This window comes from Pseudomonas sp. Tof1, from assembly GCF_055390395.1.
The window spans coordinates 1,961,565-1,980,801 of record NZ_AP024344.1 but is presented as its reverse complement, the minus strand read 5'-3'; the positions used below and the strand labels follow the sequence as shown (position 1 = coordinate 1,980,801).

General features: G+C 64.6%; 9 protein-coding genes and 3 pseudogenes. 7 read left to right on the top strand and 5 right to left on the bottom strand.

Annotation, left to right across the window (positions count from 1 at the left end; genetic code table 11):
* Positions 1–363: 363 nt before the first annotated feature.
* The 4 genes and pseudogenes from ligA to ACZ5KU_RS09170 all read right to left on the bottom strand — a co-directional run bounded on the left by ligA (position 364) and on the right by ACZ5KU_RS09170 (position 8,148).
* Positions 364–2,721 (bottom strand): NAD-dependent DNA ligase LigA, encoded by a 2,358-nt coding sequence (ligA, locus tag ACZ5KU_RS09185; RefSeq protein WP_464737048.1) that lies wholly within the window; start codon positions 2,719–2,721, stop codon positions 364–366.
* Between the two features lie 151 nt (positions 2,722–2,872).
* Positions 2,873–3,738 (bottom strand): annotated as a pseudogene (gene zipA / locus ACZ5KU_RS09180) (cell division protein ZipA).
* Positions 3,739–3,997: 259 nt separating this feature from the next.
* Entirely contained in the window at positions 3,998–7,486 is a 3,489-nt protein-coding gene (smc, locus tag ACZ5KU_RS09175) for a chromosome segregation protein SMC (RefSeq protein ID WP_054063903.1), read from the bottom strand.
* 2 nt (positions 7,487–7,488) lie between these two features.
* Positions 7,489–8,148 (bottom strand): GntR family transcriptional regulator, encoded by a 660-nt coding sequence (locus ACZ5KU_RS09170; protein WP_054056864.1) that lies wholly within the window; start codon positions 8,146–8,148, stop codon positions 7,489–7,491.
* 395 nt (positions 8,149–8,543) lie between these two features.
* On the opposite strand from ACZ5KU_RS09170, the gene ACZ5KU_RS09165 reads away from it, so the two are divergent.
* The 6 genes from ACZ5KU_RS09165 (at position 8,544) to guaD (ending at position 16,808) form a co-directional block, all read left to right on the top strand.
* Complete coding sequence (locus tag ACZ5KU_RS09165; RefSeq protein WP_464737047.1) at positions 8,544–9,560, top strand: terpene synthase family protein; 1,017 nt, start codon at positions 8,544–8,546, stop codon at positions 9,558–9,560.
* Between the two features lie 19 nt (positions 9,561–9,579).
* On the top strand, positions 9,580–10,431 hold the full coding sequence (locus ACZ5KU_RS09160; protein WP_054063905.1) for a geranyl diphosphate 2-C-methyltransferase: 852 nt from the start codon (positions 9,580–9,582) through the stop codon (positions 10,429–10,431).
* Positions 10,432–10,708: 277 nt separating this feature from the next.
* Positions 10,709–12,163, top strand: a complete 1,455-nt coding sequence (gene xdhA, locus ACZ5KU_RS09155) for a xanthine dehydrogenase small subunit (RefSeq protein WP_464737046.1) — start codon at positions 10,709–10,711, stop codon at positions 12,161–12,163.
* Positions 12,156–14,552: a xanthine dehydrogenase molybdopterin binding subunit gene (xdhB, locus tag ACZ5KU_RS09150; RefSeq protein ID WP_464737045.1), complete on the top strand. Its 2,397-nt coding sequence runs from the start codon at positions 12,156–12,158 to the stop codon at positions 14,550–14,552. Before xdhA ends, xdhB begins: the two co-directional genes overlap by 8 nt.
* 100 nt (positions 14,553–14,652) lie before the next feature.
* A complete protein-coding gene (xdhC, locus tag ACZ5KU_RS09145) occupies positions 14,653–15,495 on the top strand; it encodes a xanthine dehydrogenase accessory protein XdhC (protein ID WP_464737044.1) in 843 nt (280 codons plus the stop codon).
* A gap of 8 nt (positions 15,496–15,503) precedes the next feature.
* Positions 15,504–16,808: a guanine deaminase gene (gene guaD, locus ACZ5KU_RS09140; RefSeq protein WP_464737043.1), complete on the top strand. Its 1,305-nt coding sequence runs from the start codon at positions 15,504–15,506 to the stop codon at positions 16,806–16,808.
* A gap of 257 nt (positions 16,809–17,065) precedes the next feature.
* Here the strand turns inward: guaD and ACZ5KU_RS09135 are convergent.
* A pseudogene (locus ACZ5KU_RS09135) lies at positions 17,066–17,820 on the bottom strand (GntR family transcriptional regulator).
* Positions 17,821–18,038: 218 nt separating this feature from the next.
* Here ACZ5KU_RS09135 and ACZ5KU_RS09130 point away from each other — a divergent pair.
* Positions 18,039–19,228 (top strand): annotated as a pseudogene (locus tag ACZ5KU_RS09130) (benzoate/H(+) symporter BenE family transporter).
* Positions 19,229–19,237: the final 9 nt, after the last annotated feature.

Sequence of the window (19,237 nt, the reverse complement as noted above, 5' to 3'; positions counted from 1 at the left end):
CCTTCTCTGCATTGGCGTGAATGGGTAGGAAAATCCGCTGCACTTGAGGATTTTTCTGACTGACAGGCAGTGAAAAATCAGCCAGGCAGAGTGCTGGTAACAGGGAGCCAGGCAGTGTTTGTGAAGGCATATTCGCGGATGAATCCCACCAGTGCTCGCGCCGCGCATGAATCCGGCGAACGACGCTGGCACTGTGCCGATCATTCCCACGCTCCGCGTGGGAATGATCAATCGACAGGGCACTGCGGGCCTTCAGGGAGCCCGCGTGACCGTTCTTCGCGGGCAAGCCCGGCTCCTACAGGTGAATGCAAGCCACGGTACAGGCCGGTGCAGTGCCCAGGCGGGAGCAAGCCTGGCGCGACCTCAGGCTTCGATGCCGTGGGTTTTCAGGAGGGCGACGAACGCCTCTTCATCCAGCACTTTGAGGCCCAGTTCGTTGGCCTTGGTCAGCTTTGAGCCGGCGCCTGGGCCTGCGACCACGCAATGGGTCTTGGCCGAGACGGAACCGGCGACCTTGGCCCCCAGGCTTTCCAGCTTGTCCTTGGCCACGTCGCGGCTCATCAGTTCCAGCGAGCCGGTCAGCACCCAGGTCTGGCCGGTCAGCGGCAGGCCTTCGACGGTCTTTTTCTCACTCTGCCAGTGCATGCCGAAATCACGCAGTTGCGCCTCGATCGCCAGCGCCCGTTCGGCATTGCCCGGTACGTCGAAGAACTCCCGTACGGCCTTCGCCGGCTTTTCATTCAGGGCCTGGCGCAGGTCCAGCCAGTCGGCCTTGATGATGCCTTCGACCGAGCCGAACTTCGCCGCCAGTTTTTCCGCCGCAGTCGGTCCTACCGAGCTGATGTCGAGCTTGGCGATGAGCCCACCGAGGGTGGTGCTGGCGGCGAACTCGGCGCCCAGCTCGCCCTGGTCCTGCAGCACCAGGCCGCGTTCGAGCAATTGGCCGATCACCGTGCGGTTGTGTTCGTCCTCGAAAAAGCTGTGGATCTCGTGGGCCACTTCCAGGCCGATGTCCGGCAGGTAGGTCAGCACCGATGGCAGCGCTTGCATGACCCGCTCCAGCGTACCCAGGGAGCGTGCCAGGACCTTGGCGGTCTCCTCGCCAACGTCCGGGATGCCCAGGGCGTAGATGAAGCGCGCCAGGCTCGGTTGCTTGCTGTCGGCGATGGCTTGCAGCAGGTTGCTGGTCGACAGTTCGGCGAAGCCTTCGAGGTCGACGATGTCTTCGCGCTTGAGGGTATAGAGGTCGGCCGGCGAGGCGATCAGGTTTTCGTCCACCAGTTGTTCGATGGTCTTGTCGCCCAGGCCTTCGATGTCCATCGCGCGGCGGGAGACGAAGTGGATGATCGCCTGCTTGAGTTGCGCGCCGCAGGCCAGGCGACCGACGCAGCGGTACACCGCGCCTTCGCTGATGGTTTCGCGGCCCTTGCTGCGCTTGATCAGTTGGGTGCGTTCGACGTGGGAACCGCACACCGGGCAGCTCTCGGGAATCTGCACGGCGCGGGCGTTTTCCGGGCGGCGCTCGGTGACCACCTGGACCACCTGCGGGATGACGTCGCCGGCGCGGCGGATGATCACGGTGTCGCCGATCATCAGGCCCAGGCGCGCCACTTCGTCCATGTTGTGCAGGGTAGCGTTGGAGACGGTCACACCGGCGACCTTGACCGGTTTCAGCCGGGCCACCGGGGTGACCGCTCCGGTGCGGCCGACCTGGAATTCGACGTCGAGCAGTTCGGTGAGTTCTTCCATCGCCGGGAATTTGTGGGCGATCGCCCAGCGGGGTTCGCGGGCACGGAAGCCCAGCTCGCGCTGGGAGGCCAGGCTGTTGACCTTGAACACCACGCCGTCGATTTCATAGGGCAACGCATTGCGCCGCTCGCCGATGGCGCGGTAGTAGTCCAGGCATTCGTCGATGCCCTTGGCCAGTTTCAGCTCGTGACTGATGGGCATGCCCCAGGCCTTGAGCTGTTGCAGGTTGCCGATGTGGCTGTCGGCGATGTCGTGCGACACCTGGCCCAGGCCATAGCAGCAGAACTCCAGCGGGCGGCTGGCGGTGATCTTCGAGTCGAGCTGGCGCAGGCTGCCCGCCGCGGCGTTGCGCGGGTTGGCGAAGGTCTTGCCGCCCGCCTCCGCCTGCGCGGCGTTGAGGCGTTCGAAGCCGGCCTTGGACATGAAGACTTCGCCGCGCACTTCGAGGGTCGCCGGCCAGCCAGTGCCCTGCAGTTTGAGGGGAATGTTGCGCACGGTGCGCACGTTGACGCTGATGTCTTCGCCGGTGGTGCCGTCGCCCCGGGTGGCGCCGCGCACCAGCAGGCCGTCCTGGTACAGCAGGCTGACTGCCAGGCCATCGAGTTTCGGTTCGCAGCTGTATTCGACGGCACCGCCGCCACCGAACAGGTCGCCGGCCGGCAGGTCGAGGCCTTCGCTGACCCGCCGATCGAATTCGCGCATGTCGACTTCTTCGAAGGCGTTGCCCAGGCTCAGCATCGGGACTTCATGGCGGACCTGGGTGAACGCCGTCAGCGCGGCACTGCCGACGCGCTGGGTCGGCGAGTCGGCGGTGACCAGTTCCGGGTGTTCGGCTTCCAGGGCCTTGAGCTCGTGGTACAAGCGATCGTATTCGGCGTCCGGGATGCTCGGTTCGTCGAGCACGTGGTAGCGGTAGTTGTGCTGATCCAGTTCAGCACGCAGCTCTAGAATACGGGTCTGGGCGGAGGTCATGGAGGTCTCTCGGAAAGCAAAAGAGCAGCCGGGGCTGCTCAATATGTTAGTGCGGTTTCGGCGGTGAGCTGGAGGGCCTATTCGCGGGCAAGCCCGGCTCCTACAGAATCTGGGCTTGCCCGCGAAAGGGCCGGCAAGCCTGTCCAACCAATCAGCGCTTCTGGGTCAGCGCGCGGCGTTCGAACTCGACGATGCGCTGGCGGTAGTGCTCGATGGTCTGGGCGGTCAGCACGCTGCGCTGGTCGTCCTTCAGCTCGCCATTGAGTTCCTGGGACAGCTTGCGCGCCGCAGCCACCATCACGTCGAACGCCTGCTTCGGATAACGCGGGCCAGGCAGGCCGAGGAAGAAGCTCACCGCCGGGTGGTGAAGTGGTCGATGTCGTCGAGGTCGAACACGCCAGGCTTCACCGCGTTGGCCATGGAGAACAGTACTTCGCCGTTGCCGGCCATGCTTTCGTGGCGGTGGAAGATGTCCATCTCGCCGAAACGCAGGCCGCTTTCCAGGATGTTCTGCAGCAGGGCCGGCCCCTTGAAGCCGTTCGGGTCGCGGCTGATCACGCTGATCACCAGCACTTCCTCGGCCGCCGGCTGCTCCTTGTCGTGACGCTCCTTGTCCTGGCGCGCGGCCGGCTTGTGGTCGTCGACGAAGTCGTCATCACGGCTGCTGAAGCTCGGGCCCTGTTCTTCGAGGTCGAGATTCAGGTTCAGGTCGCCCTGGGTCGGCTCGCTGGCACGCTTGCCGCGCTTGGACGGTTTTTCCCGTGGCTCGCGCGCCGGCATGCTCACCGACGGCAGGTCATGCTCGTCCAGCTCGGGTTCCTTGTGGGTTTCCAGCACGCGGGCCGGGCCCAGCAGTTCGGGATTGGAGTCGTCGTCCGGCAGGTTCGAGAAACTGCGGTCCAGACGAAACTTGAGCTTGCCCTTGCCACCGCGCATCCGGCGCCAGCCATCAAAAAGAATACCGGCGATGACAATGATGCCGATGACGATCAGCCACTCGCGCAGACCGATTTCCATGTATCCCGTGCCTCTAAAATAATGGTTCTATGAAGAAAGGGCGGAAAACCCTTTAAAGCGTGGTGCCAACTCTATGTTCTGACAGGCATTTTTTCCCACGCACAAGAAAATTGGACATTAAATTAACACGACCAAAGGCAACTTTACACCGTCTGTCGTACAGGGTATGCATTAATAAGTCCCCAATGATCGGTGCTAGTTCCCGCAAGGCATGAGGAAAGCACCTTGCGCCTTGAATCCGTTGCCCTCGCCGGCCGCCTCAGGCGTCGACCATTGCCATGGCCTCCTCGACATCCACCGCCACCAGCCGCGAACAGCCGGGCTCGTGCATCGTGACCCCCATCAGTTGATCGGCCATTTCCATGGCGATCTTGTTGTGGGTGATATAGATGAATTGCACCGACTCGGACATTTCCTTGACCAACCGGGCATAACGTCCAACGTTAGCGTCATCCAGCGGTGCGTCAACTTCGTCGAGCATACAGAACGGTGCCGGGTTCAACTTGAAGATGGAGAACACCAGGGCCAGGGCGGTCAGGGCCTTCTCGCCACCGGACAACAGGTGAATGGTGCTGTTCTTTTTCCCCGGCGGCCGCGCCATGATGGTCACGCCGGTATCGAGCAGATCGTCGCCGGTCAGGTCCAGATAGGCGCTGCCACCGCCGAACACTTTTGGAAACAAAGCTTGCAGACCACCGTTGATCTGGTCGAAGGTGTCCTTGAAGCGATTGCGGGTTTCCCTGTCGATCTTGCGGATGACGTTTTCCAGAGTCTCCAGGGCTTCGACCAGGTCGGCGTCCTGCGCATCCAGGTAACGTTTACGCTCGGATTGTTGCCGATATTCATCGATGGCCGCGAGGTTGATCGCCCCCAGGCGCTGGATACGCCCGGCAATGCGTTCGAGCTCTTCCTCGGCGTCCTTCTCGCTGGCCCCGGCGACCAGGGTGGCGAGTACCCCATGCAGGTCGTAGCCATCTTCCAGCAACTGGTCCTGCAGGGCCTTGCGGCGTACCGTGAGGGCCTGCCACTCCATCCGTTGCTGTTCGAGCTGGCCGCGAATCAGCTGGGCCTGCTGCTCGGCCTGGCTGCGGCGCTTCTCGGCGTCGCGCAGTTCGCGGTCGGCATCTTCCAGGGCGAGTTGCGCGGTCTTGAGTTCGACATCGACGCTCATGCGCCGGTCGAGCAGCTCCTCGAGCTTGAGGCGCAGTTCCTCGAGCGGGGCCTCACCCTCCTCCAGGTTCAGGCTCAACTGCTCGCGTTTTTCCATCAGGCGTTCGGATTGCAACTCCAGGCGTTCGAGGGCCTGGCGGGTGGAGTCGTGCTGGGCCTTCAGCGACCCCAGGCGTACCGCCAACTGGTGCGCGTGATCCTTGTGCTGGCGGGCTTCCTGGCGCACCCGGTCGAGGCGTTCGCGCAGGCTGTCACGCTCGGCCAGCAGCAGCTCACGCTGCTCGGCATCCACCGCCATCGCATCGAGGGCTTCCTGCAACTGCAGGCGGGCCTCGCCGGTTTCTTCGTGTTCCTGGGCGCGCTGCGCGGCCAGCTCTTCCACTTCCTCATCGAGCCGGGTACGGCGCAGTTGCAACTGCTCGACCTTGGCCCTGGCGGCGGACAGTTTGGCTTTCAGTTCGCCCTGCTGGCGGGCTTCGTCCTGCAGCAGCCGGCGCAGGTGCTCGCGACCGGTTTCCTGCTGACGCTGGGTGGCGCGCAGGGTTTGCAGCCGGGTTTCGAGGGTCGCCAGGGTTTCCTCCAGGGCTTCGCGATCGAGCTGCAATTGCTCGATTTCCTGCCCTCGGGCGAGCACGCCGCTTTCCGCTTCGCTGGCGCGGCGCACCCGCAGGAAATGCCGGCCAACCCAGTAACCGTCGCGGCTGATCAGGCTCTCGCCGACCGCCAGTTGCCCACGCAAGGCCAGGGCCTGTTCCAGGCTGTCGACCGGCTTGACCTGGCCCAGCCAGGGTGACAGGTCGATATCGGCCTCGACCTTTTCCAGCAGGCTGCCGGCAATGCGGATCCCGTCCGCCGCCGGGCTGAGCAGGCGCAGGTCGCCCTGCTGGAAACCGCCGAGGTCGAGCCCGGCGAAGTTGTCCACCAGCACCGCCTGCAGGTCGGCACCGAGCACGGTTTCCACCGCCAGCTCCCAACCCGGCTGCACCTTCAGCCCCTGCGCCAGGCGCGGGCGCTCGGCCAGATGCTGTTCACGCAGCCATTCGGCGGTGCCGGTACCGGGATCGAGTGCCGCCTGCTGCAAGGCCTCCAGGGACGCAAGACGGCCAACCAGCCGTTGCAGGTCGCCCTGGGCCTGTTGCTGTTCCTGGGTGGCGTTGTGCAGGTCCTGGCGCAGTTGCTCCAGGCGCTCGACCTGGCCCTCCTCGCTGGCCTGCAGGTCTTCCAGGGTCTGTTCGCTCTCGGCCAACTGCTCGGTGAGTTCGAGGATCGCCTCGTCTTCCGGGTCTGCCGCGAGCAACGCGCGTTCCTCGACCAGACGTCGCTGTCGCTCGCCCAGGCGCTCCATGCTCGCTTCCAGTTGCTGGATGCGCGACTGCTGGACTTCCGCCTGGCGCCGCGGCTCGGCCGAACGCAGGTTGAAACCGTCCCACTGTTCCTGCCAGGCGTGCATGGTGGTCTCGGACTCTTCCAGCGCGGCGGCGGCCTCTTCGGCGGCGGCGCTGGTCAGTTCCTGCTCGGGTTCGAGCATCGCCAGCTCTTCGCCGAGGGTCGCCAGCAGGGTGCGGTCATGCCCCAGGTGCGACTCGGTTTCCAGCCGCGAACGCTCGGCCTCGCGCAGGTCGTCCTGCAACTGGCGCAAGCGCTGCTGGCCGTGCTGGATGCTCTGCTCGACCCGGGCGATATCGCCACCGACCGAATAGAAGCGTCCCTGCACCTGGTTGAAGCGTTCCGACAGTTCATGGTGGCCGTCACGCAGGCGCTCGATGCTGGCATCGGCGTTGCGCTGTTCGGCCACCAGGGCTTCGAAGCTGATTTCCTGGTTGCCGATGATCGACTCACGCTGGCCGACCTGGTCGTTCAACGCCTGCCAGCGCAAGGCCGACAGTTGTGCCTTGAGCTGGCGCTCCTCGGCCTTGTATTCCTGGTACTTTTCGGCGGCCTGGGCCTGGCGGTGCAGACGTTCGAGCTGGCGCTCGAGTTCTTCCCGCAGGTCGGTCAGGCGCGCCAGGTTTTCGTGGGTGCGGCGGATACGGTTTTCCGTTTCGCGCCGACGCTCCTTGTACTTGGAGATGCCCGCGGCTTCCTCGATGAAGTTGCGCAGGTCTTCCGGCTTGGCCTCGATCAGCTTGGAGATCATCCCCTGCTCGATGATCGAGTAGCTGCGCGGCCCGAGGCCGGTGCCGAGGAAGATGTCGGTGATGTCCTTGCGCCGACACTTGGTGCCGTTGAGGAAATAGCTGTTCTGGCTGTCGCGGGTGACCTTGCGGCGGATGGAGATTTCCGCGTAGGCCGCGTACTCGCCGACCAGCGTGCCGTCGGAGTTGTCGAACACCAGCTCGATACTCGCCTGGCTCACCGGCTTGCGGCTGGTGGAGCCGTTGAAGATGACGTCGGTCATCGACTCGCCGCGCAGGTTCTTCGCCGAGCTCTCGCCCATCACCCAGCGGACGGCGTCGATGATGTTCGACTTGCCGCAGCCGTTGGGGCCGACCACTGCCGCCATGTTACTGGGGAAAGTCACCGTGGTCGGGTCGACGAAGGATTTGAACCCCGCCAACTTGATGCACTTGAGCCGCACGTTTAGTCGACCGCCAGGGCAGACAGCACGATGTCACAGCTGCGCTGGGCGTAGCTGGCCAGCACCGAGCGGATCAGCGGCAGGTCGCGCGCCAGCACCGCCGCCAGCAGCCGGGCGAACAGTTCCAGGTACTCGCTCATCTCCGCCTTGCGCCGCTCCAGCGCCAGGTAATAGGCGCGGCTCATGGCCGGCTGCAGGTTCTCGACGGTTTCCTGCAGGTACGGGTTGTCGGCGAACGGGTACGCGGCGCGCATCACGTTGAAGCTGTCTTCGACGAAGGTGCGGATGTCCTGGCGCTCGTAGCTGTCGGTCAGGCGCTGCTGCAACTGCAGGAATGGCGCGAGGTCGGCCTGCTCCTGCCAACGCTGGGCCACGGCATTGCCGAGCAGGATGTACAGTTCGCTCATCAGGGTGCACAGGCTCTGCACCTTGTGGGCGGTCAGCTCGGTCACGTGCGCACCCCGTCGCGGCAGGATCGCGATCAGGTGGCGGCGCTCGAGAATCAGCAGCGCTTCGCGCACGGAGCCGCGGCTGACATTGAGGGCCAGCGTGACCTTCTGTTCCTGGATGCGCTCTCCGGGTTTGAGTTCGCCGCGAATGATGCGCTCGGCGAGGTGTTGAGCAATCTGCTCGGCGAGGCTGTCCGGCGCCTTGAACGTCATGGTTTTCCTTCAAAAATCTTTGGTCAGTGCAAGCGGCGCAGTGTAGCGCAATTGCCACATGATGGCGCAGAGCCAAATGGTCGGATTTGGCGGTTTGCCGGAGAACGGCACACCGTCATTGACAGCTGCATTTTCCGGGTGCTATGAAACACTTCTCCATACACCGCCGCGCGGTGTCGATTGGCAAGGTGGTCGATCGAACGTTGCGCCGAGAGGATGCCCGCAAGCTTCTCAGGTAGAGTCTGGTGCTGGAGGGTCCTGCATCCGCCGTTCGATGAGCGATCCGTCTCCCGCCCTGTGGACCACCGTCCGGTCCGTCGCAGTCGTCAAGCCCTTCGTCCCTCAGTGCCCGTTGGAAAGTCCGTTATCGGCTTTTGCAAGGGAGGCACCGGCCCATGCCAGGGGTCAAGCAAGCACCGCCCCGGGGCTACCTGGAGCAGCAATGGGGCGACGGTACGGCACCGCCGCTTTACTGCCCTGCCCGCCAGCGCGACGACGAAGTGCTGGCCGGCGCGCTCGACCAGCGCCTGGTTGCCTGGTTGCAGCAGGCCGGTTTCGCCGATAGCACCGTGACCGCCGTGCGCCGGATGAGCCTCGGACGCTTCGTCGCTTCCAGTTACGCCAGTGGCGACGACCTCGACCGCCTGCTGTTGTGCGCCCAGTTGAACGCCGCCTGGTGGATGGCCGATGACTACTATACCGACGACAGCAGCCTGGGCGCACAGCCCGAACACCTGTCCGAACGCCTGTCACGGGCGATGGCAGCCATGAGCCCGCTGGCCCCAGTGGCGGACTACACGCGCCAACTCGAAGCGCAATGGACGAGTGACCCCGTGCTCATGGCCCTCAGGTCGGCCACCGACCACCTGCGCCAACGGGCCTCGCCCACCCAGGTGGGACGGGTCTGCCACACCGCGTTCGGCATGTTCATGAGCTGGACGGTCTATGGCGAATGGAAGCGCCGGGGCGTGCGTCCATCGACCCGGGAATACCTGGCCACCCGGCAGTTCGACAGTTTCTACACATCGCTGATCCTCATCGATATCGCCGGTGGCTATGAGCTGCCGCCGAATGTCTTCTACGACCCGCGAGTCCGCCAGGCCCTGTTTCAGGCCGGCCTGGCGGCGGTGATCGTCAACGACCTGTATTCGGCCCGCAAGGAAGCCGCGGATGGCGTCCCCATGGGTAACCTGGTGCTGGTGATGGCCGCCGAGCACCGCTGTTCACCCAGCGAGGCCGTCGCCATGGCGGTGGCCTTGCACAATAATCTCACCCGCGATTTCGAGGTCGCCTGCCGGGGGCTCGCAAACGAGCCGTCGGTAGAGCTGCAACGTTATCTGCAGGAAGTCCGAGCGTGGATGGGAGGTTCACTCGCGTGGCACGACTGGTGCCCGCGTTATCACCAACCGTGAAACCGCAAGGAATAGACAGATGACCAGAGACCGAGCCATCAAGACGCCCTACCAGCAGTCGATCGCCGACTACTGGAACCGGGAACAGAGCCCCGTCAACCTCCTGTTGGGCGACATCGACGGGCTCTACCATCACCACTACGGGATCGGCGACGTCGACACGACGGCCATCGGTGCCGATACCGCCGAGGACTATCCACAACGCGTCATCGCCGAACTGCACCGACTGGAGACCGCGCAAGCCGATTTGCTCCTCGACCACCTGGGTGACATCCAGCCCGGGGACCACCTGCTCGACTCGGGCTCGGGCCGGGGCGGTACCAGCCTGATGGCCCACCAGCGCTTCGGTTGCCGGGTCGATGGCATCTCCATTTCGCAGAAGCAGGTGGATTTCGCCAACCGCTGCGCCACCGATCGTGGCGTGGCGGACCGGGTACAGTTCCACCTGCGCAACATGCTCGACACCGGCTTCGGGACGGCCCGCTTCCGAGCGGTCTGGAACAACGAGTCGACCATGTATGTCGAGTTGGCGCCCCTGTTCACGGAGTACCGGCGCATCCTCCGCCCGGGTGGGCGCTACGTGACGATCACCGGCGCCTGGAACGACCGCTTCGGCATGCCGCCGGCGGCGGTGAGCCTGATCAATGCGCGTTATGGCTGCAACGTGCACTCCCGGGACGAATACCTGCACGAATTGAAGGCGTATGGCTTGCAGGTGATCGAGATGACTGACCTGACGACACGCACCCTGCCCTACTGGAAACTGCGCCGGGCCTCCGCGCTGGCCACCGGCGTGGAGGACGCCTTCATCGAAGCCTATGAAGAAGGCAGCTTCCATTACCTGTTGATCGCAGCCGACCGGTTGGCATGAAGGCCGACCTGGCACGCAATACGCATCTAGACTTCCCCGTAGGAATCGGCGCAGCAGCGTCCCGACCGGTCGGAACGCTGCTGCGCCGTGAACGGGCTCTCAAGCCCGGCCCATAACCGCCGAACCACCCACAACCCGGAAACCCATTCGAATCGAACGTTTCATATCTGCCGCACAAAATCCTGACCTTTAGGTCAGAAATTTATTGACCGAAAAGTCAGATATCACTAGATTCTGCTCATCGGTCAATAACAATAACGAGTCTGCGAGGCCATCCGTGATCCAGTTTCTACTCAACCAGGAGCTCCGCCGCGAGCAGAGCCTGGACCCGAATCTGACGGTACTCAACTACCTGCGTGAACATCTGGGCCGCCCCGGCACCAAGGAAGGTTGCGCCAGTGGCGACTGCGGTGCCTGCACCGTGGTGGTCGGCGAGCTGCACACCGACGAGACAGGCACCGAACGCATCCGTTATCGCAGCCTCAACTCGTGCCTGACCTTCGTCGCCGCGCTGCACGGCAAGCAACTGATCAGTGTCGAGGACCTCAAGCACCAGGGCCAATTGCACAGCGTGCAACAGGCCATGGTCGACTGCCACGGCTCGCAGTGCGGCTTCTGCACGCCGGGCTTCGTCATGTCGCTGTTCGCCCTGCAGAAGAACAGCGAAGCACCGGACACCCACAAGACCCATGAGGCCCTGGCCGGCAACCTCTGCCGCTGCACCGGCTACCGGCCGATCCTCGCCGCCGCCGAACAGGCCTGTTGCAACAAGCCGGTGGACCAGTTCGATGCCCGGGAGGCACAGACCATCGCCCGACTGAAGGCCATCGCCCCCCACGACACCGGCGAGCTGAACAGCGGCGACAAGCGCTGCCTGGTGCCCCTGACGGTCGCCGACCTGGCCGAGCTGTATGAATCCTATCCACAGGCCCGGCTGCTGGCCGGTGGCACCGACCTGGCCCTGGAGGTCACCCAGCTCCATCGGCCGCTGCCGGTGATGATCCACGTCAGCCAGGTCGCCGAACTCAAGCGTATCGATCGTTTCGACGACCGCCTGGAAATCGGCGCGGCTGTCCCGCTGTCCGATTGCTACGCCACGCTCAAGGCCGAGTACCCGGATTTCGGCGAACTGCTGCAACGCTTCGCCTCACTGCAGATCCGCAACCAGGGCACCCTCGGCGGCAACATCGGCAACGCCTCGCCGATCGGCGACTCCCCGCCCCTGCTGATCGCCCTGAACGCGCAACTGGTGCTGCGCAAGGGCAACACCCGCCGCAGCCTGGCGCTGGAGGACTACTTTATCGACTACCGGGTGACCGCCCGCCAGGACAGCGAATTCATCGAGCAGATCGTCGTGCCAAGGGCCACCGCCGCCTGGCAGTTGCGCGCCTACAAGGTGTCCAAGCGGCTCGACGACGATATTTCCGCGGTGTGCGCCGCGTTCAACCTGCGCCTCGACAACGGTGTGGTCGCCGAGGCGCGGATCGCCTTCGGCGGCATGGCGGCGATCCCGAAACGGGCTCGGGCCTGCGAAGCCGCACTGGTCGGTAAACCCTGGAACCAGGCCAGCGTCGAACGCGCCTGCACGGCACTGGCCGAGGACTTCACGCCGCTGTCGGACTTCCGCGCCAGCAAGGAATACCGCCTGCTCAGTGCGCAGAACCTGCTGCGCAAGTACTTCATCGAACTGCAAACGCCGCATATCGAGACCCGGGTGACCGCTTATGTCTAACCATCCTGTCGCGGAAAAAACCCAGGCCGAACTCGCCGAACTGTTCGCCCGGGACCTGAACAGCGGCGTCGGCCGCAGCGTCAAGCACGAGAGCGCCGCCAAGCATGTGACCGGCGAGGCGGTGTATATCGACGACCGCCTGGAATTCCCCAACCAGTTGCATGTGTATGCGCGGCTCTCCGACCGTGCCCACGCGCGCATCCTGCGGGTCGACACCACGCCCTGCTACGCCTTCGACGGCGTACGCATCGCCATCACCCATGAGGACATCCCCGGCCTCAAGGACATCGGCCCGCTGCTGCCCGGCGACCCGCTGCTGGCGATCGACAAGGTCGAGTTCGTCGGCCAGCCGGTGCTCGCCGTCGCCGCGCGGGACATGGAAACCGCGCGCCAGGCGGCCATGGCCGCCATCGTCGAGTACGAGGACCTGGAGCCGGTGCTGGACGTGGTCGAGGCCCTGCGCAAGCGCCATTTCGTCCTTGAAAGCCACACCCACAAGCGCGGTGACTCGGCCAGCGCCCTGGCCAGCGCCGAACACCGGATCCAGGGCAGCCTGCATATCGGCGGACAGGAACACTTCTACCTGGAAACCCAGATTTCCTCGGTGATGCCCACCGAGGACGGCGGGATGATCGTCTACTGCTCGACGCAGAACCCCACCGAAGTGCAGAAGCTGGTGGCCGAAGTGCTCGACGTACCGATGAACAGGGTGATGGTCGACATGCGCCGCATGGGCGGCGGCTTCGGCGGCAAGGAGACCCAGGCGGCCAGCCCGGCGTGCCTGTGCGCGGTGGTCGCGCACCTGACCGGGCAACCGACCAAGATGCGCCTGCCGCGGGTCGAGGACATGCTGATGACCGGCAAGCGCCACCCCTTCTACATCGAGTACGACGTCGGCTTCGACAGCCGCGGCCGGCTGCACGGAATCAATCTCGAACTGGCCGGCAACTGCGGCTGTTCGCCGGACCTCTCGGCGTCGATCGTCGACCGCGCCATGTTCCACGCCGACAATGCCTACTACCTCGGCGATGCGACCGTCAACGGCCACCGCTGCAAGACCCACACCGCCTCGAACACCGCCTACCGCGGCTTTGGCGGCCCGCAGGGGATGGTCGCCATCGAGGAGGTGATGGACAACATCGCCCGCCACCTCGGCCTCGACCCGCTGGCGGTGCGCAAGGTCAATTACTACGGCAAGACCGAACGCAACGTCACCCACTACTACCAGACCGTCGAGCACAATATGCTCGAGGAAATGACCGCCGAGCTGGAAGCCAGCAGCCAGTACGCCGAGCGCCGGGAAACCATCCGCCGCTACAACGCCCACAGCCCGATCCTGAAAAAGGGCCTGGCGCTGACCCCGGTGAAGTTCGGCATCTCCTTCACCGCCAGCTTCCTCAACCAGGCCGGCGCGCTGGTGCACGTCTATACCGACGGCAGCATCCACCTGAACCACGGTGGCACCGAGATGGGCCAGGGTCTGAACACCAAGGTCGCCCAGGTGGTGGCCGAGGTGTTCCAGGTGGAAATCGACCGGGTGCAGATCACCGCCACCAACACCGACAAGGTGCCGAACACCTCGCCCACCGCGGCCTCCAGCGGTGCCGACCTGAACGGCAAGGCAGCGCAGAATGCCGCCGAGACCATCAAGCAGCGGCTGGTGGAATTTGCCGCGCGGCAGTACAGGGTCAGCGAGGAGGATGTCGAATTCCGCAACGGCCACGTGCGGGTTCGCGACCGGATCCTCACCTTTGAAGCGCTGATCCAGCAGGCCTATTTCGCCCAGGTGTCGCTGTCCAGCACCGGTTTCTACAAGACGCCGAAGATCTACTACGACCGCAGCCAGGCCCGTGGCCGACCGTTCTACTACTACGCCTACGGCGCGGCCTGCGCCGAGGTGATCGTCGACACCCTGACCGGCGAGTACAAGATGCTGCGCACCGACATCCTGCATGACGTCGGCGCTTCGCTGAACCCGGCCATCGACATCGGCCAGGTCGAGGGCGGCTTCGTCCAGGGCATGGGCTGGCTGACCATGGAGGAACTGGTATGGAACGCCAAGGGCAAGCTGATGACCAACGGCCCGGCCAGCTACAAGATCCCGGCGGTGGCCGACATGCCAGACGATCTGCGGGTGAAGCTGGTGGAGAACCGCAAGAACCCGGAAGACACGGTGTTCCACTCCAAGGCCGTCGGCGAGCCGCCGTTCATGCTCGGGATTGCCGTATGGTGCGCACTCAAGGACGCGGTGGCGAGCATCGCCGACTACCGGCTGCAGCCGAAGATCGACGCGCCGGCGACACCCGAGCGGGTGCTGTGGGGCTGCGAACAGATGCGCCAGGCCAGGACGGAGAAACCGGCCACCGAAGTGGAATTGATTTCTCCATGAAAAACTTCGCGGGCAAGCCTGCGCCTACAGGCAGCGTGCTCGCGGGTGGGAGCGGGCCTGCCCGCGAAAGCGGCCGAACAGACAACCCGGAGGTGTCTCCATGAACGATTGGCTCAGTGCCCTCGCCGACCTGCAGAACCAGGGCCACCCCTGCGTGCTGGTGACCATCATCGAAGAACAGGGCTCGACCCCGCGCAACGCCGGTTCGAAGATGGTCGTCAGCGCCACCGGCACCTTCGACACCATCGGCGGCGGGCACCTGGAATACAAGGCCACGCAGATCGCCCGCGACCTGCTCGCCAGCGGCCAGCAGAGCACCCGCCTGGAGCGCTTCAGCCTGGGCGCCAGCCTCGGCCAGTGCTGCGGCGGCGCCACCGTGCTGCTGTTCGAACCGCTGGGCCAGGTCCAGGCACAAATCGCCGTGTTCGGCGCAGGCCATGTCGGCCGTGCCCTGGTACCCTTGCTCGCCAGCCTGCCCTGCCGGGTGCGCTGGATCGACTCGCGCGAGCAGGAATTCCCCGCGCTGATTCCCCAGGGTGTGCGCAAGATCGTCAGCGACGAGCCGCTGGAGGAGATCGACCATCTGCCCGCCGGCTGCTACTGCGTGATCATGACCCACAACCACCCGCTCGACCTCGAACTCAGCGCCGCCCTGCTCAAGCGCAACGACTTCGCCTACTTCGGCCTGATCGGTTCGAAGACCAAGCGGGTGAAGTTCGAACACCGCCTGCGTGAACGCGGCTTCGACACCACGGCGCTGCAACGCATGCGTTGCCCGATGGGGCTGGCCGAGGTCAAGGGCAAGCTGCCGGTGGAAATCGCCATCTCCATCGCCGGCGAGATCATCGCCACCTACAACGCGAATTTCGGCCTGCACACCGCGAGCGCCGGCCCCATCGCCAAATTGCTGCCGGCCTCGCGCCGCAGCCAAGCCACGAATTGAGAAAGCCCATGCCTGCAAACCGCAAAGCCTATCGCGCCGCCCTTCTGCACAGCCTCGCTGACCCGGCCGAGGCCGGTATCGAGGCCTCCTACGAGTATTTCGAGGATGGCCTGCTGGTGGTCGAAGACGGCAGGATCAGCGCCATCGGCCACGCCAGCGAGTTGCTGCCGAGCCTGGCGGCCGATGTCGAGGTCAGCCACTACCGCGATGCGCTGATCACTCCCGGCTTCATCGACACCCACATCCACCTGCCCCAGACCGGCATGGTCGGTGCCTATGGCGAGCAACTGCTCGATTGGCTGAACACCTACACTTTCCCCTGCGAAAGCCAGTTCGCCGACCCGGCCCATGCCGCCGAGGTGGCGGATATCTTCATCAAGGAACTGCTGCGCAACGGCACCACCACCGCACTGGTGTTCGCCAGCGTGCATCCGCAATCGGTCGAGGCCTTCTTCGAGGCCGCGCAAAAGCTCGACCTGCGGATGATCGCCGGCAAGGTGATGATGGACCGCAATGCGCCGGACTACCTGACCGACAGCGCCGAATCGAGCTACACGCAAAGCAGGGCGCTGATCGAGCGCTGGCACGGCAAGGGCCGCCTGCACTACGCGGTGACCCCGCGCTTCGCACCGACCTCGACGCCGGAACAACTGACCCTCGCCGGCCAGTTGCTCGGCGAGTACCCGGACCTGTACATGCAGACCCACATCAGCGAGAACCTGCAGGAGATCGAGTGGGTCAGGGAACTGTTCCCGGAGCGCAAGGGCTACCTGGACGTGTATGACCATTACCGACTGCTGGGCGAGCGCTCAGTGTTCGCCCACGGCGTGCACCTGTGCGACGACGAGTGCGCGCGGCTGGCCGAGACCGGCTCGGCAGTGGCGTTCTGCCCGACGTCGAACTTCTTCCTCGGCAGCGGCCTGTTCAACCTGCCGATGGCCGAGAAGCACAGGCTCAACGTCGGGATCGGTACCGATGTCGGCGCCGGTACCAGCTTCTCGATCCTGCACACGCTGAACGAGGCCTACAAGGTGATGCAGTTGCAGGGCGCGCGGTTGAGTCCGTTCAAGTCGCTGTACCTGGCGACCCTCGGCGGTGCGCGGGCACTGCGCCTGGAAGAACGGATCGGCGACCTGCGGCCGGGCAGCGATGCCGACTTCCTGGTGCTCGACTACCACGCCACGCCGCTGCTGAGCTATCGCCTGCAGCAGGCCCGCGACATTGCCGAGAAGCTGTTCGTGCTGATGACGCTGGGGGATGACCGCACGGTGCTGCAGACCTATGCGGCGGGGAGGCTGGTGCACCAGCGCTGATATCACGCCCGGCCCTGTGGGCCACACCATGCTGTGGGAGATCCGGCTCCCACAGGTTGCTCCGGTACACGCAGAATATGTGCCTGCCCCTTGTACAGGAACCCCAGTTAAGACCTAGGCTATGTACGAAATCGCTTGAAACTTGGTTATGCGGCGTTAAAAACCGGCTCGGAATGCTCATTGACAACCAGTCAACTGCGCTTCCTCGCCGGTTTTTGCCTTGCCTAACCTGCGTTTCAAACAATTTCGTACACAGCCTAGGGCCTTGCCGACGGCCGCTTGGTCTGCAGCAGGTGCGAAAACACCGCATGCAGATCATCCGATGCACTGTCGTCGTCGAGATTGAGCTTGCTGTCGATATGGTCCATGTGGTGCATCATCAGCTCCACCGCCTGCGCCGCATCCCGCGCCTCGATGGCATCGATCAGTTGGCTGTGCTCGTCATAGGAACAGTGCGAGCGATTGCCGCTTTCGTATTGGGCAATGATCAGCGAAGTCTGCGACACCAGGCTGCGCTGGAAGCTGATCAGCGGGGCATTCATCGCCGCTTCCGCCAGCTTCAGGTGGAACTCGCCGGACAAGCGGATCCCCGCCCCGCGATCCCCCGGGAAAAGCTCTCGCGCTCGTCGCGGACCATCTGCCGCAGCTCGGCCAACTGCTCGGCCGTCGCATGCTGCACCGCCAGTTCGGTGATCGCCTTTTCCACCATGCGCCGGGCGAAGAACACCTGGCGGGCTTCCTCGACGCTCGGGCTGGCCACCACCGCGCCGCGGTTGGGCCGCAGCAGCACCACCCCTTCATGGGCCAGGCGCGAGAGGGCGCGACGAATGATGGTCCGACTGACCCCGAAAATCTCCCCCAGCGCCTCTTCGCTCAGTTTGGTGCCGGGCGCCAGGCGCTGTTCGAGGATCGCCTCGAAGATATGCGCGTAGACGATATCGTCCTGGGTCACGCTGCGGCCGGCCTTGCCTGCTCGCGGTTGTTTCTTGAGGGGCTGCAACTGTTCGTTCATGGGTGCTCGAGTCGAAAACGGGGCAATGGACTGTCATTAGCCACAATGGATCGCTGACAAGTATCGCGTAAAATCATGGCATATTGTACACAACCTGGAGCACCAACACGACTGTACGGCTGTTTGCGGTCACGGCTGTACTGCAATAAACAGTTACCTTTGCGTTTAGGCTGCAAGTGCCATCAACGCCCCGTTTTATCCGTACAAGGAAAGCCCCCATGACCGACCTCACTCACGCGCGATTGCGCCCGCTGGCCGACACTTCGCCTTCCGCGGTGGTCGCCGGCTTCATCGCGATGATGACCGGCTACACCAGCTCGCTGGTGCTGATGTTCCAGGCCGGCCAGGCCGCCGGGCTGAGTGCCGGGCAGATCTCCTCGTGGATCTGGGCCCTGTCGATCGGCATGGCACTCTGCAGCATCGGCTTGTCCCTGCGCTACCGCACGCCGGTCACCGTTGCCTGGTCGACGCCCGGGCGGCCCTGCTGATCACCAGCCTGTCCGGCGTCACCTACGGCGAAGCGATCGGCGCCTATATCACCTGCGCCGTGCTGGTCACTATCTGCGGCCTCACCGGCAGCTTCGAGCGCCTGGTCAGGCGCCTGCCCGCCTCGCTGGCTGCGGCGCTGCTGGCCGGCATCCTGTTCAAGATCGGCAGCGAGATCTTCGTCGCCGCCCAGCACCGCACCGGTCTGGTGCTGGGCATGTTCTTCACCTATCTGCTGGCCAAGCGCCTGTCGCCGCGCTACGCGGTGCTCGCCGCCCTGCTGGTCGGCACCGCCCTGTCCGGGCTGCTGGGCCTGCTGGACTTCAGCGGCTTCCAGCTGGAGGTGGCCACGCCGGTCTGGACCACGCCGTCGTTCTCCCTGGCGGCGACCATCAGCATCGGCATCCCGCTGTTCGTGGTGGCCATGACTTCGCAGAACATGCCCGGCATCGCCGTGCTGCGGGCCGACGGCTACAACGTCCCGGCCTCGCCGCTGATCAGCGTGACCGGCATCGCCTCGCTGCTGCTGGCGCCGTTCGGCTCCCACGGCATCAACCTGGCGGCCATCAGTGCGGCAATCTGCACCGGCCCGCACGCCCATGAGGACAAGAGCAAGCGCTACACCGCGGCCGTCTGGTGCGGGATCTTCTACGGCATCGCCGGCATCTTCGGCGCCACGCTGGCGGCGCTGTTCGCCGCGCTGCCCAAGGAACTGGTACTGTCGATCGCCGCCCTGGCGCTGTTCGGCTCGATCATCAACGGCCTGAGCATCGCCATGAACGAGCCCAAGGAGCGTGAAGCCGCACTGATCACCTTCATGGTCACCGCCTCGGGTTTCACCCTGTTCTCGGTGGGCTCGGCGTTCTGGGGTATCGTCGCCGGCGTGCTGACGCTGCTGATCCTCAACTGGCGCAAGGCCTGACAGCAAGGG

Bases quoted from the DNA above. Each gene is read 5' to 3' on its own strand.
- xdhC (WP_464737044.1), top strand. From the start codon at position 14,653: ATGAACGATTGGCTCAGTGCCCTCGCCGACCTGCAGAACCAGGGCCAC.
- xdhB (WP_464737045.1), top strand. From the start codon at position 12,156: ATGTCTAACCATCCTGTCGCGGAAAAAACCCAGGCCGAACTCGCCGAA.
- ACZ5KU_RS09165 (WP_464737047.1), top strand. From the start codon at position 8,544: ATGCCAGGGGTCAAGCAAGCACCGCCCCGGGGCTACCTGGAGCAGCAA.
- guaD (WP_464737043.1), top strand. From the start codon at position 15,504: ATGCCTGCAAACCGCAAAGCCTATCGCGCCGCCCTTCTGCACAGCCTC.
- ACZ5KU_RS09170 (WP_054056864.1), bottom strand. From the start codon at position 8,148: ATGACGTTCAAGGCGCCGGACAGCCTCGCCGAGCAGATTGCTCAACAC.
- ACZ5KU_RS09160 (WP_054063905.1), top strand. From the start codon at position 9,580: ATGACCAGAGACCGAGCCATCAAGACGCCCTACCAGCAGTCGATCGCC.
- ligA (WP_464737048.1), bottom strand. From the start codon at position 2,721: ATGACCTCCGCCCAGACCCGTATTCTAGAGCTGCGTGCTGAACTGGAT.